At 29.2% G+C, this 19,589-nt stretch carries 19 protein-coding genes; 15 read left to right on the forward strand and 4 right to left on the reverse strand.

Going from position 1 to position 19,589, the window contains the following annotated elements; all coding sequences use genetic code 11:
- Positions 1-30: 30 nt before the first annotated feature.
- From IPM32_10745 to IPM32_10785, 9 genes are all read left to right on the forward strand, one after another.
- Complete coding sequence (locus tag IPM32_10745; protein MBK8945728.1) at positions 31-654, forward strand: phosphoribosylglycinamide formyltransferase; 624 nt, start codon at positions 31-33, stop codon at positions 652-654.
- 2 nt (positions 655-656) lie between these two features.
- Positions 657-2,171: a bifunctional phosphoribosylaminoimidazolecarboxamide formyltransferase/IMP cyclohydrolase gene (gene purH, locus IPM32_10750; GenBank protein MBK8945729.1), complete on the forward strand. Its 1,515-nt coding sequence runs from the start codon at positions 657-659 to the stop codon at positions 2,169-2,171.
- 8 nt (positions 2,172-2,179) lie between these two features.
- The gene (locus IPM32_10755) at positions 2,180-3,205 is read left to right on the forward strand and encodes a rod shape-determining protein (GenBank protein ID MBK8945730.1); all 1,026 of its coding nucleotides are present in this window, start codon (positions 2,180-2,182) and stop codon (positions 3,203-3,205) included.
- Positions 3,205-4,041: a rod shape-determining protein MreC gene (gene mreC, locus IPM32_10760; GenBank protein ID MBK8945731.1), complete on the forward strand. Its 837-nt coding sequence runs from the start codon at positions 3,205-3,207 to the stop codon at positions 4,039-4,041. The genes IPM32_10755 and mreC overlap by 1 nt, the downstream gene beginning before the upstream one ends.
- Positions 4,032-4,523 (forward strand): rod shape-determining protein MreD, encoded by a 492-nt coding sequence (mreD, locus tag IPM32_10765; protein ID MBK8945732.1) that lies wholly within the window; start codon positions 4,032-4,034, stop codon positions 4,521-4,523. The genes mreC and mreD overlap by 10 nt, the downstream gene beginning before the upstream one ends.
- 1 nt (position 4,524) lies before the next feature.
- Entirely contained in the window at positions 4,525-6,312 is a 1,788-nt protein-coding gene (mrdA, locus tag IPM32_10770) for a penicillin-binding protein 2 (GenBank protein ID MBK8945733.1), read from the forward strand.
- A gap of 2 nt (positions 6,313-6,314) precedes the next feature.
- The gene (gene rodA / locus IPM32_10775) at positions 6,315-7,544 is read left to right on the forward strand and encodes a rod shape-determining protein RodA (protein MBK8945734.1); all 1,230 of its coding nucleotides are present in this window, start codon (positions 6,315-6,317) and stop codon (positions 7,542-7,544) included.
- Positions 7,545-7,558: 14 nt separating this feature from the next.
- Positions 7,559-8,383 (forward strand): orotidine-5'-phosphate decarboxylase, encoded by an 825-nt coding sequence (gene pyrF / locus IPM32_10780; GenBank protein MBK8945735.1) that lies wholly within the window; start codon positions 7,559-7,561, stop codon positions 8,381-8,383.
- A gap of 66 nt (positions 8,384-8,449) precedes the next feature.
- Positions 8,450-9,919 (forward strand): DUF2851 family protein, encoded by a 1,470-nt coding sequence (locus IPM32_10785; protein ID MBK8945736.1) that lies wholly within the window; start codon positions 8,450-8,452, stop codon positions 9,917-9,919.
- 89 nt (positions 9,920-10,008) lie between these two features.
- Here IPM32_10785 and IPM32_10790 read toward each other — a convergent pair whose 3' ends face one another.
- Positions 10,009-10,611: a bifunctional nuclease family protein gene (locus IPM32_10790; protein ID MBK8945737.1), complete on the reverse strand. Its 603-nt coding sequence runs from the start codon at positions 10,609-10,611 to the stop codon at positions 10,009-10,011.
- A gap of 99 nt (positions 10,612-10,710) precedes the next feature.
- On the opposite strand from IPM32_10790, the gene IPM32_10795 reads away from it, so the two are divergent.
- The 5 genes from IPM32_10795 to IPM32_10815 all read left to right on the forward strand — a co-directional run bounded on the left by IPM32_10795 (position 10,711) and on the right by IPM32_10815 (position 15,949).
- Positions 10,711-11,016: an ATP-dependent Clp protease adaptor ClpS gene (locus tag IPM32_10795; protein MBK8945738.1), complete on the forward strand. Its 306-nt coding sequence runs from the start codon at positions 10,711-10,713 to the stop codon at positions 11,014-11,016.
- Between the two features lie 84 nt (positions 11,017-11,100).
- Positions 11,101-12,180: a redox-regulated ATPase YchF gene (gene ychF / locus IPM32_10800; GenBank protein MBK8945739.1), complete on the forward strand. Its 1,080-nt coding sequence runs from the start codon at positions 11,101-11,103 to the stop codon at positions 12,178-12,180.
- 29 nt (positions 12,181-12,209) lie between these two features.
- Entirely contained in the window at positions 12,210-13,664 is a 1,455-nt protein-coding gene (locus IPM32_10805; protein MBK8945740.1) for an aminoacyl-histidine dipeptidase, read from the forward strand.
- A 107-nt stretch (positions 13,665-13,771) separates the two neighbouring features.
- Positions 13,772-15,475 carry an AMP-binding protein gene (locus tag IPM32_10810; protein ID MBK8945741.1) on the forward strand — a complete coding sequence of 568 codons (1,704 nt, stop codon included), beginning with the start codon at positions 13,772-13,774 and terminating at the stop codon, positions 15,473-15,475.
- A 210-nt stretch (positions 15,476-15,685) separates the two neighbouring features.
- The gene (locus IPM32_10815; GenBank protein MBK8945742.1) at positions 15,686-15,949 is read left to right on the forward strand and encodes a hypothetical protein; all 264 of its coding nucleotides are present in this window, start codon (positions 15,686-15,688) and stop codon (positions 15,947-15,949) included.
- On the opposite strand, the gene IPM32_10820 is transcribed toward IPM32_10815, so the two are convergent.
- Positions 15,946-16,866: a hypothetical protein gene (locus tag IPM32_10820; protein MBK8945743.1), complete on the reverse strand. Its 921-nt coding sequence runs from the start codon at positions 16,864-16,866 to the stop codon at positions 15,946-15,948. The two genes, IPM32_10815 and IPM32_10820, sit on opposite strands and share 4 nt — an antisense overlap.
- An 83-nt stretch (positions 16,867-16,949) precedes the next feature.
- Positions 16,950-17,147 (reverse strand): hypothetical protein, encoded by a 198-nt coding sequence (locus IPM32_10825; GenBank protein ID MBK8945744.1) that lies wholly within the window; start codon positions 17,145-17,147, stop codon positions 16,950-16,952.
- A 516-nt stretch (positions 17,148-17,663) separates the two neighbouring features.
- Between IPM32_10825 and IPM32_10830 the strand changes: the two genes are divergently transcribed.
- Positions 17,664-18,638: an integron integrase gene (locus IPM32_10830; protein MBK8945745.1), complete on the forward strand. Its 975-nt coding sequence runs from the start codon at positions 17,664-17,666 to the stop codon at positions 18,636-18,638.
- A 476-nt stretch (positions 18,639-19,114) separates the two neighbouring features.
- Here the strand turns inward: IPM32_10830 and IPM32_10835 are convergent, their stop codons facing one another.
- The gene (locus IPM32_10835; protein ID MBK8945746.1) at positions 19,115-19,438 is read right to left on the reverse strand and encodes a hypothetical protein; all 324 of its coding nucleotides are present in this window, start codon (positions 19,436-19,438) and stop codon (positions 19,115-19,117) included.
- Positions 19,439-19,589 lie beyond the last annotated feature (151 nt).

A 19,589-nucleotide genomic window follows, 5' to 3' on the forward strand; every position in this document is an offset into this window, starting at 1 on the left:
AATTATTCGGTAACTAAATAAAAGTTTATTATGCTCAATTTGGCAGTATTTGTTTCAGGAAGAGGTTCAAATTTATCTGCAATTATTCAAAATATAAAATCTGGGAAATTGAAAGCAGAAGTTTTAATTGTTGTAAGCGATAAAAATGATTGTAAAGCTTTTGAAATTTGTGATGATGAAAAAATTAAGAAAATAGTTTTAAACAATAATTTACAAAATTCTGAAAATGCTTCTTACAATGAATTGTTGCAAAAGTTAAAAGAATTAAAAATTGATCTAATAATTTTAGCGGGTTTTCTAAAAAAAATTCCGGTTGAATTAATTAGTAATTTCAAAAATAGAATTATAAATATTCACCCAGCGTTACTTCCTGCATTCGGCGGAAAAGGAATGTACGGATTAAATGTTCATAAAGCAGTTTTTGAAAGTTCAGCAAAAGTAAGCGGCGCAACAGTTCATTTTGTTGATGAAATTTACGATAACGGAAAAATAATTGATCAAAAAGTTGTTGATATTTCTTCAGTAAATTCTCCTGAAGAAATTGCAGAAAAAGTCTTGAAAATTGAGCACGAATTACTTCCATATGTAATTCAAAAATTTGCAGAAAATAAAATTAGTATGGTTGATAACAGAGTAATAATAGATCGGGATTAATTTTGAAAAAGAAAGCATTAATTAGTGTTTCTGATAAAACGGGAATTATTGAATTAGGAAATTCATTAATAAAAAATAATTACGAAATTTTAGCAACAGGAAATACATCAAAATTATTGAAAGAAAATAATATTGCATGTACTGAAATTTCTATTTACACCGGTTCTCCGGAAATATTTCACGGAAGATTAAAAACGCTTCATCCAAAAATATTTGGCGGAATTTTGTACAGACGTGATAATGAAAATGATTTAAATGAAGCTAATGAAAATTCAATTGATCCGATTGATATTGTTTGCGTTAATTTATATCCATTTGCAAAAGTTGTAAATCAAGATGTTGATCAGCAAACAAAAATTGAGAATATTGATATTGGAGGGCCAAGTTTAATTCGTGCTGCAGCAAAAAACTTTAAATTTATTTCAGTTTTAACAAATTCAGACCAATACTTATCATTTATTGAAGAATTAGAAAAATCAGAAATCAGCGATACAACAAAAAGTAAACTTGCGGCAGAAGCATTTTCACACACGGCTCAGTATGATAAAATAATTGCAGATTTTTTTGAACGCGAAATAACAAACCAACAGAAAAATTTAAGAATAAGTTTTCCATTACATAGCGAATTAAGATATGGAGAAAATCCACATCAAAAAGCATATTTATATGGAAATTTCTACGAAAATTTTATTCCACTTCACGGAAAAGAACTTTCGTACAATAATATTATTGATCTAGTTGCTGCTGTAGATTTAGTAAATGAACTCGATAATAATTCATGTGCAATTATAAAACATACAAATCCTTGCGGTGCTGCAACCGGAAAAAATGTTTTAGATGCTTATGTAAAAGCATTATCATGTGATCCGGTTTCTGCTTTTGGTGGAATTGTTGCTTTCAATAATGAAGTGAATGTTGAAACTGCCGAAAAAATAAATGAAATTTTTACCGAAGTAATTTGTGCTCCTTCATTTGAAGAAAAAGCATTGGAAATTTTAAAGCAAAAAAAAAATAGGAGAGTTATAAAATTTACTGCCGAATTTAGTAATCAGAAATTACAATTTAGAAGTATTCCGAATGGAATAATTGCTCAAGAAATCGATAATAGTATTTTTCCGGAAAATACATTGCAAACTGTAACTGAAAAACAAATTACCGAAGATCAATATAAAGATTTAAAATTTGCGTGGGTTGTTTGTAAACATACAAAATCGAATGCGATAGTTTTCTGTAAAAATCAAATGGCAATTGGAGTTGGTGCGGGACAAATGTCAAGAGTAGATTCATCAAGGATTGCTGTTGAAAAAGCTATGCAGAACGGACACAATTTAGATAATGCAGTAGCTGCATCTGATGCATTTTTCCCATTTGCTGATGGAGTTGAACAAATTGCGGATAGCGGAATTACAGCAATAATTCAACCCGGTGGCTCAGTAAGAGATGAAGAAGTTATTTTAGCTGCAAATAAAAAAAATATTTCAATGTTGTTTACCGGAATTAGAAATTTTAAACATTAAGAGGGTTTATGGGAATTTTCGATTTATTTTCAACTGATATAGCAATTGATCTTGGAACTGCAAATACTGTAATTTATGTTAAAGGTAAAGGTATTGTATTAAATGAACCTTCAATTGTTGCATTTGACCGAAACACAAAAAAAATTATTGCACTAGGAAATAAAGCTAAAGAAATGCAAGGTAGAGAACACCGTCAAATAAGAGTTTCCCGACCAATGCGCGACGGTGTAATCGCCGATTTTGAAATTGCTGAGGGAATGATTAGAGAGTTTATTAAGAAAGTAAACCGCGGAGCATTTTCGAGTAGGAGAATTGTTGTTGCGGTTCCAAGCGGAGTAACAGAAGTTGAAAAACGCGCTGTAAGAGACAGTGCAGAACATGCTGGTGCAAAAGAAGTTCATCTAATTGCGGAACCAATGGCTGCAGCAATTGGAGTTGGAATTGATGTTAGTGCACCAGTTGGTAATATGATTCTAGATATTGGTGGCGGAACAACAGAAATTGCTGTTATTGCATTGGATGGAATTGTAAACGAGGAATCTTTAAGAATTGCCGGCGATGAAATGAATAATGCAATAATTCAATTTTTTAAGAAAAATTATAATCTCTTAATTGGTGAAAGAACTGGTGAGAAAATAAAATGTGAAGTTGGTTCTGCCGTTCCGTTAAAAGAAGAAATTACAATTCAAGTTAAAGGTCGTGATTTAGTTGGCGGAATTCCTAAAACCGTTGAGGTTAGTTCCGTAGAAATTAGAGATGCATTAAATGAAAATATTACGCAAATTGTTGAAGGTGTTAAGCAATCGTTAGAAAGAACTCCACCGGAACTTTCCGCTGATATTTTGGATAGAGGTGTAATAATAACCGGGGGCGGGGCTTTATTAAAAGGATTAGATGAAAGAATTCGTATGGAAACTAATTTGCCGGTACACGTTGCAGAAAATCCATTATTAGCTGTTGTCAACGGAGCCGGAAAAGTTATCGAAAATATGAATAAGTATTCCAAAGTATTTATTCGAAAAAGAAGTTACTAATGTCAAAATTTGTTAGAACATTTTTAAACAGTTTTAAAGAATATATTGTATTAATACTACTTCTAATTTTAAGCCTTCTTATAATAACCTTAAACGAAAATCAAAAGGTTAAAAATGTTAGACTCTTTTCACTTGGAATATTTGCAACTTTTAACAAAATAGTTTTAGATATTAGTAATTATTTTGAAGATACTGAACACATTGAAGGATTGTTAAAAAACAATGCTCAGCTTATGCTTCAAGTAAATGAACTTAGAGATTATGCTTATGAACTTGATGAATTAAAAGGGCAATTTGAGTTTAAAACAAAGTCGGATTATAAATTAATTTCTGCTCAAATTGTATCACGACTTGTATCAAAAATCAGCGGTTATTTCATAATTTCAAAAGGTTCAATAGATAGTGTAGAAATTGGGCTTCCGGTAATAACGGATAAAGGTTTAGTAGGAATTGTGACGGATGTTTCAAAAAATTATTCTACAATAAGAACATTGGAAAATAGTTTATTTAAAGTTGCAGTAAGAGATCAAAGAAGTAATGTAGATGGAGTATTAAATTGGGATGGAAAAGACTTACAAATTAAAAATGTTCCAACAACTGAAGATATTGAAGTGGGTGACAGAGTTATTGTGTCTGAATTAAGTACAATAATTCCTCCGGCAATTCCGGTTGGAGTTATATCAAATAAAGAAAGTACAATTTCCGGAATTCTCAGTAATATAAAAGTTAAACCTTTTGTGGATGTAAATAAAATTAAAAATGTTTTGATCTTAAAAAAGAAGAAGGATTTTGAACTTGATTCTTTAATCACAAAAGTTAGTGGAGGATTAAAATAAGAATTTTCAAAATCATATTACCAATTTTCATTTTTTTACCGGTACTTTTTTTGCAATTTATTTTTGTTCCGATGATAGCAATTGGTTCAATAATTCCAAACTTAATTATTATTTTACTAGTTTATTATTCGCTTAAATTTGGGCAATTAACCGGAACTATATTAGGTTCTATTTACGGAATTTTATTTGATATTATTTCCGGAGGAATTTTGGGAACTGCAATGTTTTCCAACACTATTGCTGGATTTTCAGCCGGATATTTTTATAATGAAAATAAAATAGAATTTAATTTAGAAACAATGTTTTTTATTGTTGTAGTATTTATTTCTTCCTCGTTAAACTCGCTATTCTATTTACTTTTAACAAGTTCCGAAATCAAATTAACTTCATCATATTTAGTGTTTGAAAGTGGTCTTCTACCCGGAATTTATACTGCTGCAATCAGTATTCCGTTTGTAATTTTTAACAAAACTAAAAAATAATATGAGTGATAAAATATTTGGATCAAGATTAAGAAGAAATATTTTTATTGCCGTAATAATTTTTGTTGGGGTTACATTTACTTTTCAACTAATTAAAATGCAGATACTTGAACATACTTCATATACTTTGCAATCAGATAACAATTCAATAAAAAAGAAACCGCTGCAAGCACCAAGAGGGATTTTCTTTGATAGAAATTTAGATGTTTTAGTAAGCAACAAACCAACTTATAATTTGCACATTACTCCGGAATTATACGATACAAATTTTAACTCTACCATTGAGCAAATAATTGATATTGAAAAAGGTACAATAAATAAAATTTTTGACAAGAATAAAATTTATTCAAAATATTTACCGCGTATTATAAAACGAGATCTAAATTTTAGCAATGTTGTTTGGTTTGAAGAGCATAGTGAAAAATTAAAAGGTGTAGAAATAATTGTTGAAATGCAGCGAGATTATTCATATGGAATAAAGGGATCTCACATTTTTGGATATCTTAGAGAAATAAATTCAATCCAATTAGAAAAGGAAAAAAATAATTATGATTTAGGAGATTTTATTGGAATTAGCGGGATTGAAAGATCATATGAAAAAATGCTTAGAGGCTCAAAAGGATATGAATTTATTTTAGTTGATTCCAGAAGAAAAACAATTGGCCGATACCTTGAGGGTTCACAAGATATAAATCCAACCAAAGGAAAAGATCTGATTTTAACAATAGATAAAAATGCTCAACAAGTTGCAGAAACAGAGTTCGAAGGGAAAACCGGATCGCTTGTTGCAATTGAACCATCAACTGGAGAAATTTTAGCATATGTTAGTGCGCCGGAATATGATTTAGAAGCCTTTGCAGCGTATACTTCGCGAGAACTAATAAACAAACTAAGCTCTGATCCGCAAAAACCGTTGTTTGATAGAGCAGCTAATTCAATTTATCCTCCTGGATCAACATATAAAATGTTAGGAGCAATAATTGGTTTAGAAGAAAAAATAATTGATGAACATTCAACTGTATATTGTCGTGGCGGATTTCAATTTGGGAATAGATTTTTTAAATGTCATGGAAATCATGGCAGTATTAGTGTTATTCCGGCAATTGAAAAATCGTGTAATACATTTTTCTATAAATTAATTTTAGATATTGGTTTAGATAGATGGGCTAGGTATTTAAGAATGTTCGGATTTGGAAATAAAACCAGTTTTGATTTAAGTGCTGAAGCAAAAGGAATTGTTCCGGATACGGAATATTATGATAGAGCGTTTGGTAAAAACAAATGGACAAAAGGAACACTTGTAAGTTTAGGAATTGGTCAAGGTGAATTTAGTGTTACAACTTTGCAGCTTGCTCAATATGCAGCTTTGTTAGCAAATTCAGGTAGAACAAAAACTCCACATGTTTTGCAAGGATATATAGAAGGAATAAAAAACGTAGATTTCAATATTGATTATAAAGATAAAATTGTAAATATCTCTCAAAAAACATTTGATATTGTTCGAGAGGGAATGTTTAAAGTAGTTAATGGATATGGAACTGCAAGACATATCAAACTACCGAATATTAATATTGCAGGAAAAACCGGAACTTCGCAAAATCCACATGGTGAAGATCATGCATTATTTATTGGGTTTGCACCATATGAAAATCCAAAAATTGCCGTTGCAGTTATAGTTGAAAATGTTGGTTTTGGTGGAACTCATGCTGCCCCAATTGCCCAAAAAGTAATAAAAGCATATTTAGAGAATTTAGAAGGAAATAATTTTCCAATTTCAAGTGTGAATTAAATTTGGAATCAACAAATAAAATATTAGATAAATTTGATATTATTGTATTCATCACCATAACATTATTAACTGCAATTGGTTTAGCTGCAGTATATAGTGCAACATACACTCATCCAACGGCATATGGAAATTTTAATAAGCAACTTTTTTCTGCATTTATTGCATATATTTTATTTTTTATTGCTTACTTAATTCCCTATAAAACATATAGATTTATTTCAGTTCCGGTTTATGCATTTACGTTATTAGGCTTGGTTGCTGTAATATTTATTGGGAAAACAGTTTATGGATCTAAAAGCTGGGTTAGTTTTGGACCAATTGGATTTCAACCTTCTGAATTTGCAAAAATTGGTTTGATTCTATTTTTAGCATACTTTCTAACTAGGAAAAAAAGAAATCCTAATAATGTTTCTGATTTATTTTTGATTTCGGTAATTACCCTAATTCCGGTCGGACTAATTCTGTTGCAGCCAGATATGGGAACAGCAATTGTATATGTAATTATTTCGTTAATAATGGTTTTCTGGAGTGGTGTAGATTTGTTTTGGTTCTTTTTAGTTATATCCCCTGTAATTGTTGTATTTGCTTCACTTTTCGGTCTTGCAACTTTTTTTATTTCAATGGCATTAGTCATTGGACTTTTAATTTACTTTAGAAGAAATATTTTTGTCAATGCATCAATTATTGTTTTAAATATATCCGCTGCATTTTTAATGGATTACGGAATAAATTTTTTAAAACCTCACCAGCAAAAAAGAATTGAATCATTTATAAATCCGTCTGCAGATCCACTCGGTGCCGGATATAATATAATGCAAACAAAAGTGGCGATTGGCTCCGGTGGAATTATGGGAAAAGGTTTTCTACACGGAAATCAAACTCAATTAAGATTTATTCCAGAGCAATGGACAGATTTTATTTTTTGTGTAATTGGCGAAGAATTTGGATTTGTTGGAAGCATTATTACTATTTCACTTTTTATAATTTTATTTATCAAACTTGTTAGTATTGCAACACACACAAAGAATATTTTTGGCAGTACGGTTGTTATTGGAATTTTAGCTTTAATGTTTACACATTTTGCAATTAATATTGGGATGAATATTGGCGTTGCACCGGTTATTGGTTTACCTTTACCTTTCTTAAGTTATGGCGGAAGTTCACTAATTGTAAATATGACTTTAATTGGAATTGCTTTAAATTTTTATAAAAATAGACGCGAACAAATTTAATTATCGAGAAATTTATGACAGCTCAACAAAAACTTGAATCGAAAACAAAAAATAAATTTCACATATGTGTAGGATTGGATACAGATTTAAATTTGATTCCATCACACTTTGAAAAAAAACTAAACTCTGTTTTGGAATTTAATAAATCAGTAATTGAAGCAACATTAAATTATGCATCATCATACAAAATTAATTTTGCTTTTTATGAAAAATTTGGAACAAAAGGATTTGATATTATCGAAAAAACTGTTGATTTTATTGGTCGAGAGACATTTATAATTGCGGATGCAAAAAGAGGAGATATTGGAAACACTTCGCAAAAATATGCTGAATCAATTTTTAAATATTTTAATTTTGATGCGGTTACATTGCATCCATACATGGGAAATGAATCTGTTAATCCTTTCTTGGAATTTAAAGATAAAATAAGTTTTATTTTAGGATTAACATCAAACAAAAGTGCTGAAGATTTTGAAAAATTAAAATTGGAAAACGGAAATTATCTATATCAAGAAGTAATTAAAAAAATCAATGAATGGAATATTCATAATAATTGTGGGATCGTTTTTGGTGCTACAAAACTTGAAGAATTAATTCAAAGTTTAGAATTGTTTAATAACATGCCGATATTGCTTCCCGGTGTTGGTGCGCAAGGCGGAAGTCTCGAAGATGTTGTTAAAACATTTTATCTGAATGGGAAAAGTAATTTTATAATAAATATGAGTCGCGGTTTATTATTTGTTGATGATTCAAAAAAATTTCAAAAAAGTATTGAAGAAAAAATAATTTCATTAAATGCAAGTGTGAAAAATCAAATTGATGATTTGAGTATAAAATAATTATATTTCAATAAGAATTTTTTGAAAACTTAGATTTGCCATTTTACTAATTATTTTAGAAAAATAATGCAGTCTTCACAAAAAATATCCGAGAAAAAAATCCACCAAATTTGGGCACACCAAAATTTTACAAATGAACTAAAAACTTTTTCCGGTGAAGAAATTGAAGTTCTGTTTCCCGGTGAATATAATAATGATGAAACCGGTCCCGATTTTAAACATGCCAGAATTAAATTAGGTAATCTCACTTTTATAGGCGATGTTGAGATTGACCAAGATTATTCGGATTGGAAACGGCATGGGCATAATATAAATAGAAATTATAACAAAACTATTTTGCACATTTGCGTAACAAACAATTTAAAACAAAATTATGTTTATACAAGTGATGGAAGAAAAGTTCAATCATTATCTTTGGAGAATTTTATTTCAATTGATGAAATTGAACCAATGAATATGAGTAATTCAAAAAGTTCGGACAAAAATTTTGAGCTGCGATGCAGTTCGGAAATTAATTCAATCGATAAAAAAATAATTGAAAATGCTTTATTAAATTATGGATTAAAGAGATTTGAAAATAAATGTTCAAATGTATTTACTCGGTTAAAGGAATTAAAATTTCTAAATGATCTTAAACTTAATGAACCGGTAATTAGATATGAATTGACTCAAGAATTTAATAATAAAGTTTTTTTGCAATCAGAATTTAGAGATAAGGAAATTTGGAAACAGTTACTTTATGAATTTATATTTGAAGCGCTTGGATATTCGAAAAATAAAAAGATTATGCAGAAGTTGGCTCAAAATGTAAATCTGAAATTTATTTCAAAAATTAATTTAGATGAAAAATTCCAATTAAAGTTAGAATCAATTTTGTTCAAAATTTCCGGTTTGCTTCCGGAAAATATTTCTTCAGATGAAGAAAATTATGTGAGAAATTTGAATGAAATATGGAATCAAGAAAAACAAAATTACGATGGTAAATATTTTGATGAAACTCAATGGCACTTTTTAGGTCAGCGACCACAGAATTTTCCAACTATTAGAATTGCCGGCGGAATAAAAATAATTGAGGCAATTTTAAATCATAATTTAATTGGACATTTAATTAGAAAATTTTCGGAAATAAAAAAGGAAGCGGTTTTAATTAATTCAATAAGAAGCTTGTTTGTAATAAAAGCTAATGGATATTGGGCTGAACATTATGTTTTTGATAAAAAATCAAATATAAAATTGAATTATTTAATTGGCGTTTCACGTGCCGATGAGATATTCGTAAATGTGATTTTACCTTTTTTATCTGTTTATTTTGAAGTTTTTGGAAATCATAATTTATCTAAAAAAGTGTTAAAAATTTATAATGAGTACGAGCAAAAATTGGATAATAAAATTGTAAGGGATGTTGCACATGGTTTAAATTCTGTAGGAATTGAAAAGAAAACAATTTATGCTCAAGGTATGATTGAAGCTTTTAGAAATTATTGCAGTAAAAATAAATGTTTGGAATGCGAAATTGGGAAAACAATTTTTAATTAACTGAACGGAATTTTACGTATTTCTATTTTAAGATACTTTGTTTAACTCAATAAAAAATTACATCAAAATACTTAATTTTGCTAAGGAAATTAATTATTTCCTTTTAGTCGATTTATTTCATCTCTTAATTTTGCAGCTCTTTCGTAATCCTCTTTTTCCAATGCTTCTCTTAACTGATCTTGCAAAGAAGCAACTTTAGTTTCAGAAGATTGCTTTGGAAATTGTTTAGCTTCAAAATCATTCGCAATTTCAAAAGATTCTTCAGATTCATCATTTTCTTCACCGGAAGGTACAAAAGATGCAGCACGCATAACTTCTTCAGAAACAAAAATTTGTGAACCCGTTCTAACTGCCAAAGCTATTGCATCACTTGGTCGTGCGTCAATTGTATTTGTTAAAGTTGACATTTCAATTATAATTTTTGCATAAAAAGTGTTATCGCGTAATTCATCGATATAAACTTCTAAAATTGTTGCGCCCATATCATCAACTAAATTTTTCATTAAATCGTGAGTCAACGGTCGCGGAGGTTTTATTCCTTCAATTTCCAATGCAATTGACTGAGCTTCAAATGATCCGATAATTATTGGTAATCTTCTTGTGCCGAATGATTCTTTCAATAACAAAGCGTATGCTCCGCCGGCTGATGGACTTGATGATAATCCTAAAATATCTACTTGAACTTTTTCCAAACCGAATCTATACCTTAATATGTTTAAAATTACTAATTTATATGAGCAATATAAAAAAAAACATCTTAATTTAATATTTAATCTCATTTATAAAAAATGATGCAAATTTCACCAAAATTAAGTTTTGAAAATCCAGATCAACAGCTGAAACCGGAATTTTTTGAAGATACAATTATTGATGCTGGATATAGAGTTTTCTTATTTAACGATGATATTCACACATTTGAAGAAGTTATAATTCAGCTAATTAAAGCAATAAATTGCTCGTTTGAAAAAGCTAAATCTCTTGCATTTGAAGTTCATGTAAAAGGCAAAGCAATGGTTTTTGCGGGTGAAATGATAAATTGTTTAAAAGTTACATCTATTCTTGAGGAAATTGGACTTCATACTCAAATAGTTGGATAAAACTAAAAATTTATAATTATCGTAATTGCAAATTGGTTTTGTTAAATTTGTTCTTTCAATAATTCAAAAAAGGATAATTAATTTATGCAGATTGGTTTAGTTGGATTGCAATATTCTGGTAAAACGACACTTTTTAATATACTTTCCGGAACAGAAAATAATCCAAATGTAGTTTCAGATAAAGCCGCAGTAGAAGTTGTAAAAGTTCCCGATGAAAGATTGGATTTACTTACTGAAATATTCAATCCAAAAAAAACTGTAAATGCCACTATTGAAGTTTATGATATTCCCGGTTTACGTACGGCTGACGATGGAAAATTACGAATTACATCTTCGTTCTTAAATGAAGTTAAAAATAATGATGCACTTTTCTATGTGATAAGAAAGTTTAAAGAAGATTCTGTTCCTCATCCCATGAATAAAATTGATGTTTGTGAAGATATATCATTTTTGGAAAATGAATTTTTATTTCATGATATGGCGTTTTTGGAAACAAGGATGGAAAAAATTAAAAGAGAAATTCTGAAAATAAAAGATGAAAGATTAAAAAGAGAAATTCCGGTTATTGAAAAATGTATGCAGCATGTTGAAAAGGAAAAACCATTAAGAAGTTTAGATTTGGATGAATCTGAAAGAAAATTACTCTCAGGCTATCAGCTAATGACGTTGAAACCTTTAGTAATTGCAATTAATTTTGATGATGGCTCTATGGATATTATTAATTCTGAAATTCAAAAAGTTGCAGATTTATTAAATGATACGAATGTTAAAATCATTCCTTTTTTTGCAAAACTTGAGTTGGAGCTTTCCAAACTGGAAGATGAAGATAGAGAATTGTTTATGGCAGATTACGGAATAAAAGAATCTGCATTAAGCAAAATTTTAAAAGCTTCGTATGAAGCATTAGGATTGCAAAGTTTTTTTACAGTTGGGGAAGATGAAAATAGGGCGTGGACAATTAAGAAAAATTATACAGCGCAAGATGCTGCCGGTGTAATACATTCGGATTTTTATAGTAAATTTATTCGTGCGGAAGTTGTTGGATATGTAGATTTTATGAAATATAAAACTTTTGCAAAATGTAAGGAAGCCGGAGTTTGGAAACTTGAAGGCAAAGAATATATTGTGCAAGATGGTGATATTTTGAATATCAGACATAGTTAAAAATTTATTATTAAAATAAGGTGAAAATCATGGCAAAAAAAGCAATTGAAGGATTAAAACCGGAATTATTATGGCAGAATTTTTATGAATTAAGTCAGATTCCAAGACCATCAAAACGAGAACGTAAAGCTGTTGAATTCGTAAAACAATTTGCGCAAAAAAATAATTTTAATTTTAAAGAAGATAAAGTTGGCAATATTGTAATTTATATTCCGGCAACAAAAGGAAAAGAAAAATCTCCTATAATTGTTTTGCAAGGACATGTAGATATGGTTTGCGAAAAGAACAAAGGTACAAATCATGATTTTGATAAAGACCCGATTAAACTTATAAATACCGGTGAATGGATTAAAGCAGACGGAACAACACTTGGTGCAGATAACGGAATTGGAGTTGCTGCGGCTATGGCAATTTCATTAGATAAATCAGCTGTGCACGGACCGTTAGAATTACTTTTTACAATTGATGAAGAAACCGGAATGACCGGTGTAAACGAAATTCAGCCGAAGTTTATTTCCGGTAAAACTTTATTAAATATGGATTCCGAAGAAGATGGAGCTTTTTATGTTGGATGTTCTGGCGGACAAGATACTGCGGGTTCATTTGAAATTGAGTTTAAAAAATTAAAAAAAGATTTTATTCCCTTTGAAATTTTAATTACTGGTTTAAAAGGCGGTCATTCCGGATTGGATATAATTCAGCAAAGAGCAAATTCAATTAAATTACTTGGACATTTTTTATCACAAATAAATATAAAATATAAAATTGCTCAAATTGGCGGCGGCTCATTAAGAAATGCAATTCCCCGAGAAGCCGAAGTAATAATATTAATTGATCCAAAAGATGAAAAAGAACTTAAAAAGTATGCAAAAGATTTTGTTGCTAAATCATTGCTTGAGTTTAAAACCGTTGATCCAAATTTGAATATTGTTTTGAAAAAATCTACGAATAAATTTTCAAAAGTATTTAAAACCGAGTTTACTGAAAAATTAATTAATGTATTACTTGCGTTACCTCATGGAGTAATTTCTATGAGTCCGGATATACCAGAACTTGTTGAAACATCAACAAATTTAGCAACTTTAAAAATGGATAATAAAATTTTAACAATCGGAACAAGTCAAAGAAGCTCAATTGAAAGCGCAAAAAATAAAATTGCAAATTCAGTTAAATCCATATTTAAACTTTCCGGTGCAAAACTTACGGAAGGTGATGGATATCCGGGATGGCAGCCGAATATGGAATCAAATTTATTAAAAGTATCTAAAAAAGTTTATAAACAAATGTTTAAAAAAGAACCAGAGATTAAAGCAATTCATGCCGGATTAGAAACCGGATTGCTTGGTGCAAAATTTCCCGGACTTGATATGATATCATTTGGCCCAACAATTCAAGGCGCACATTCGCCAGATGAAAAAGTAAATATTAAAGATGTAGAAAAATTCTACAATTTACTTAAAGGAATTTTAAAAGAATTAAGTTAAATATTTGTGTTAACTAAAGCACAAATTTATATTTGATTTAAAAATATCTTTACAAAAGTTGTATATCAAAATAGGATATAAGAATCAAAATATATTAAGAGGGTAAAATGAAAAGTAAAATTAAATTATTTGATGTTCCTAAAATCTCAAGTGTTCAAGAAATGATTTTGAGATCATCCGAAGTTTACAAAGATAAACTTGCCCTAGAAGATTTGCAGAATTATCCAATTTCAAAAGTTACATACGCTGAACTAAAAGATAATATTTTAAGATTTGGAAAAGCTTTAAAAGCATTAGGCTTAAAAGAACGAAATCACATTGCTCTTATTGGCGAAAACAGAGTTCAGTGGTCAGTTTCATATTTGACATTAATGTGCTTTAATTATGTTGTTGTGCCGATTGATAAAAATTTAACCGAAAATGAAATTCTAAATATCATTCACGAATCTGATTCAGAAGCAATTATTTTTTCCGATACTTTTGCAAATATAATCTCGGAAAATAAAAATGTTCTAAAAAAATTGAGAATCTTTATCAATATGGATAAAGCTGATACAGACGGTAAATTTTTAAGTATGAAAAGTCTTATTGACAGTCAAATTATTGGTGATACAACAATTCTTCCAAATATTAATCCGGAAGATTTAGCGGAAATAATTTTTACTTCCGGTTCATTGGGAAGAGCAAAAGGAGTAATGCTTTCACAGAAAAATTTAGCCTCAAATTTGGTAGATATGTTAAGTATGTTGATGATGTATCCCGAAGATAGATTTTTATCAGTACTTCCAATTCATCATACATATGAATGTACATGCGGAATGCTGTGTCCGCTTTACGCCGGGTCATCAATTCATTATGCGCGCTCGTTAAAAACTGTTGCCGAAGATATGCAAAAAGTAAAAGCTACAATTGTACTTGGCGTTCCTTTGTTATTTGATAAAATGTTTAAGAAAGTTATGAAAGCAATTAACGAAGATAAAAAGAAAGCTTTCCTAGTTCCAAAATTAATTAAACTTACAAACTTTACTCAAAAATTTGGAGTAAAAGATTTAAAGAAAAAAATATTCAAAGAACTTCAAGAAAAATTTGGAGGAGCAATTAGAATATTTATTGTTGGAGGAGCTGCCGCTGATCCGGTTGTTGCGGAAGGTTTGCAAGGATTTGGATTTGCATTTTTACAAGGTTACGGCTTAACAGAAACCTCTCCAATTTTAGCTTTAAACCAAATAAATAATTTTAAAAATGATGCTGCCGGAGTTCCACTGCCGAATGTTGAAATAAAGATTGTTAACAAAGATGAAGACGGAATTGGAGAAATTTACGCTAAAGGAAATAATGTTATGCTTGGATATTACAAAGATGCGGAAAAGACAAAAGACGCATTTTCTGATGGATGGTTTAAAACCGGTGATTTAGGATTTTTAGATTCAGATGGATTTTTGCACATCAGCGGAAGAAAGAAAAATGTAATTATATCAAAAAGTGGAAAAAATGTTTTCCCCGAAGAAATTGAAGATCAGCTAAATCATAGTCCGTATATTTTGGAATGTTTAGTTTACGGCGAAAAAAATGAAAAGCAAGATGAAATAATTGCGGCACAAATTGTTGTTGATGCAGAAGCATTCATTCTTTATTCTCAAGAAAAAAATATTCACATTACGGATAAAATTATAAACGAAACAATTGAACAAGAGGTTGCAAAAGTTAATAAAAATCTTGCATCACATAAAAAAATAGTAAAATTCTACATCCGTGAAAATGAATTTGTGAAAACTACAACACAAAAAATTAAAAGATATTTGGTTGAATAAATTTTGGCAAAAAAAATGGCTCTAAATAAATTTTACTTAGAGCCATTGAGGACCAACAAATCAAAAGGAAGTTATTTAAGTCTTTTAAAGACATAACAAATAAATATAAAAATTGATACAGATATTGTGATGTAAAACAATTTTGCTTTACTGAACTTAAATAATTTTTAATTCAGCCGATAATTACACTTAAAAACTAACGGCGGCAAAATGGATGCATATTTTGAACCTTCTATTTCGGCATATTTTTTAATAAATGAAGTTAGCAGAAAACTTTCGATAAATGAAATTCCGGAAATAAGTGTTAAAAACGGAAATGTAAATAAAATAATTTCCGAATGTGTTAGAATTATTGAATCAAATTATGATGAAAAAAGAATGCGTGAATTACTAAAATATTATGTTGCACACAGTTTTTTTGAAGATTACGATCTGGAAAATGATGAACCATTTGCAAATCAAATTGTAAATTAAGTTTTAATTTTTTCAAATGATTTTGAGTAAAAATTCTTAAGTAAAATTTTAACGCTAAAAATAAATATCAGAAATAATCCAATATAAGAAGCGCCGTCTCTAACAATTCCTAAATTCTCTTGATAATCAAATACTTCAATTAAATTGCTTTTTATAAATTTCCCTTTTACCGAAATTGTACTGGAATTTATTTTCCCAATATTCGTAAGATTAATCCAATCTTTATTGAAAGATTTAATCCGGTAAGTTTGATATTCCGGAATCAATTCAATTTTCTTTCTATCCATCTCAACATATTTCCCAATTCGATTTTCATGATTTTTCAAAGTTTGAATAAAATGATTATCAGCTTGATAAACTTGATTTATAAAAGTTAAGGGAAGAAAAATGTATAAAAATAAAATTGCGATGAAATAATAAATTCTTTTTGTAGGGAATGAAAAAACCGGATATGAATTCTCAATATTCTTCCAACTCCAAACAAAAAATGCAAGTCCGAAAAATCCAAGAACATGTATAATTATATTATTGGGCCAAATAATTCCAAAATTTATTAAATCCCAATTTAGCGGAGCAAAAAAGTGAACACCATTTGCCCATTTTGTTTCTAATGAATCAGCGGCTAAATGTAAAATTGAACCGGCAGAAAGAATTATAAAAGTTTGCAAAATATTTTTGGATAGAAATGAAAGTGATAAACTTAAAATTATGCTGAATATAAGAGTTGCTTGAATAATCGAATATGCTTGCAGATCATAGCCATTTATTTCGGGAATAAAAAGCTCAAAGAATTTTTTTGAAATCCATGGAATATCCGAAATTATACAGCCCAAATAAATCCAAAATAAATTAGATTTTTTTGATACGGATTTTATTAAAAATCCGTTTATTCCAATGTGTACAAGAGTATTTGGCATTTAGAAAAAATTCATTTTATTAAGACAAATATAATTTAATTACACAAAACTTTATCTAAATGCCAAAAAAAAATTGTTAAAATTTATTTCCCTTTTTCGGAATATATTAATTCTTCATCAAGATCAATATAATCAGTTACTTCATCAGCAGATAATTTAAAGATTTGAATATGAGAATCACCTTCATCAATCCATTCATCTGCAATTTTTTTTGCTTCTTCAAAAGTATCAGCAAATTGATCATGATGATCTGCTCTGGCATGAAAACAAATATGCGTCATTTTTTCACCTAAATTTTAATTGTAAAATTGGTTGAGTTAAAGATTTGTAACAAACTGACTTAAATTTATTTGTAACTATTTGTAAAACAGAGAAGTTTTTAATTGAGGTGAAAACTATTACAGATGAAGATACTAAAGTCATCGTAAAATTTTATCAAAGTTTAATTCCATTTACAAGTTAGAAAAATATTTTTTTTAGAGCAATATTAAAATTTTAGGGCAAAAATACGGTGTACGTACTTATACGTATTTACAAAAGATAAAATATTCATTATATTAAATTAAATACTTAAACTAATTTAATTTATTAATAATGTAAGTGATTGTGCGAAGCAGTGAGAAAAATAAATAATAGTTTATATCTTTTTATAATTAAGAAAGTTTAATATTTTTTAATAGATAATTAGGAAATCAATAATTTAATAATTGAAATTTAATTATAAATTATTTAATTTCATGTCAAAATTCAAAAAAATATCTGCATAATTGTTAGAAAGTAAACAACATAACAAAACTATCGTAACAAAAAATCCTAAACTTCTTGATAAAGTTAGATTAACATTAAAAGCGCATAGATATAGCAGAAAAACAGAAGAAGCTTACCTAAGGTGGATTAAAAATTACATTATATTTAATGGAAAAAAACATCCAGAAGAATTGGGCAAAAAGGAACTGGAAAAATATCTTACATTTTTAGCTGTAAATAAAAAAGTTTCGGCTTCTACACAAAACCAAGCAATGAATGCTATTTTGTACTTATACAGCAAAGTTTTGAATATTGATTTAGGTTTGCTAGAAGATGTAAAAAGAGCCAGAAGAAGTTTAAAACTTCCTACAGTATTCTCTCAAAATGAAATTTCGGAAATATTCAAACAATTAAATGGAGTTACCAAAATAATTGTTTCAATTTTATACGGCGGCGGATTAAGATTAGGTGAAGCATTAAGATTACGTGTTAAAGATATTGACATAGATTACAAAATGATAACGGTACGTGATTCCAAAGGAGAAAAAGACAGACAAACAATTTTGCCTACTGCACTAATTCCGGAAATTAAAAATCATCTGCAAAAAGTTAAAAAATTGCATGAGAGAGATTTAAAATCTGGAAAAGGTGAAACTATATTACCAAGCGCATTAAAAGATAAATATCCAAACGCCGGCAAAGAATTTGGATGGCAGTATGTTTTTCCATCGGATAAATTTGTTTTAGCAGAAAAATATAATTTTTATTACAGACATCATTTGCATGAATCAACTGTTCAAAAGAAAATTAAAGATATTTTGAAAAAAGCTGAAATTACAAAACACGCAGGATCTCATGCATTCAGACATTCATTTGCAACTCACTTGCTTGAAAACGGTTACGATATAAGAACAATACAAGAATTATTAGGACATTCATCGGTAAAAACAACAATGATTTATACACATGTTTTAAACAGTGGAACCGGAGTTAGGAGTCCACTAGACGCAAATATTAGGTATTGAAAAACGGAAGAAAAAAAATAGATATTAGGGAATGAAAAGCGGAAGAAAATTCCGTATAACATACCAAAATTTAAGTTTGAAAATTTTTTATAAAAGTATATTTTATAACAAGTTATAAAAATTTTAAGTAGATATTAGAAAAACAAAAAGAAGAATAAACTTCTTTATTTGCTCTTTTGAATATGAGAAGGGTATTCTGCTTAATATATAGTTATCCACAGCCTCTGCCGTTATCTTCACGGTGAGGCAAGCAAAGCGATGTTGAATAAATTATAGGATATAAAATAATGGACATCAAATCATTTCTGCCTTATCTAATCAATGCAACAATTTCTTTAATCGTTGGATGGTTCGTTGTTAAATTTCCGCACGTAAGAAACGTTCCACCACTTAAAATACCATTTTGGATAATTTTAGCCATAATTTTTTCAGTTCCATTTACGATACATTTTGTTCAATCGTCGGATAACTATATTTCATTTGAGACGATAGAACATAGAACCTTTACCAACGAAAGTATTGTGCTTGATGGCAAAGCCTTTAACAATTGTAAGTTCTACCGATGTACGCTTATTGTCTATGGAGAAAAACCTTCTCAAATCCTTAACTGTGAGTTGATTGAACCTATATTTGCTCTCGAGGGGTACGCTGCCAATACCGCTGGTTTTTTCACTGAACTTTATAGCGATTCCTCCTCCCAATATATTGTCATGGATATATTGAACAGAAAAATCAATGATAGAAATCGCTACAATAAGCAGAAAAGTTTTTAATATTTTTATTGCTACAGTTTTCCCCATCGCTTTGCTCCTATGTGTTTTTAATTATGCTAAAGCAGCAAAGTGACCGAACTTGAGGCTGTGGATAACGGCGCACGCTGCTAAAAAATTTTAATGCTTTTAGCATAAATTGGTTTGTTAAATGTATTATTTTAATGTTCACTGTTTTGTT

The sequence above is a fragment of the Ignavibacteriota bacterium genome (genome assembly GCA_016716225.1).
Lineage (GTDB): Bacteria > Bacteroidota > Ignavibacteria > Ignavibacteriales > Melioribacteraceae.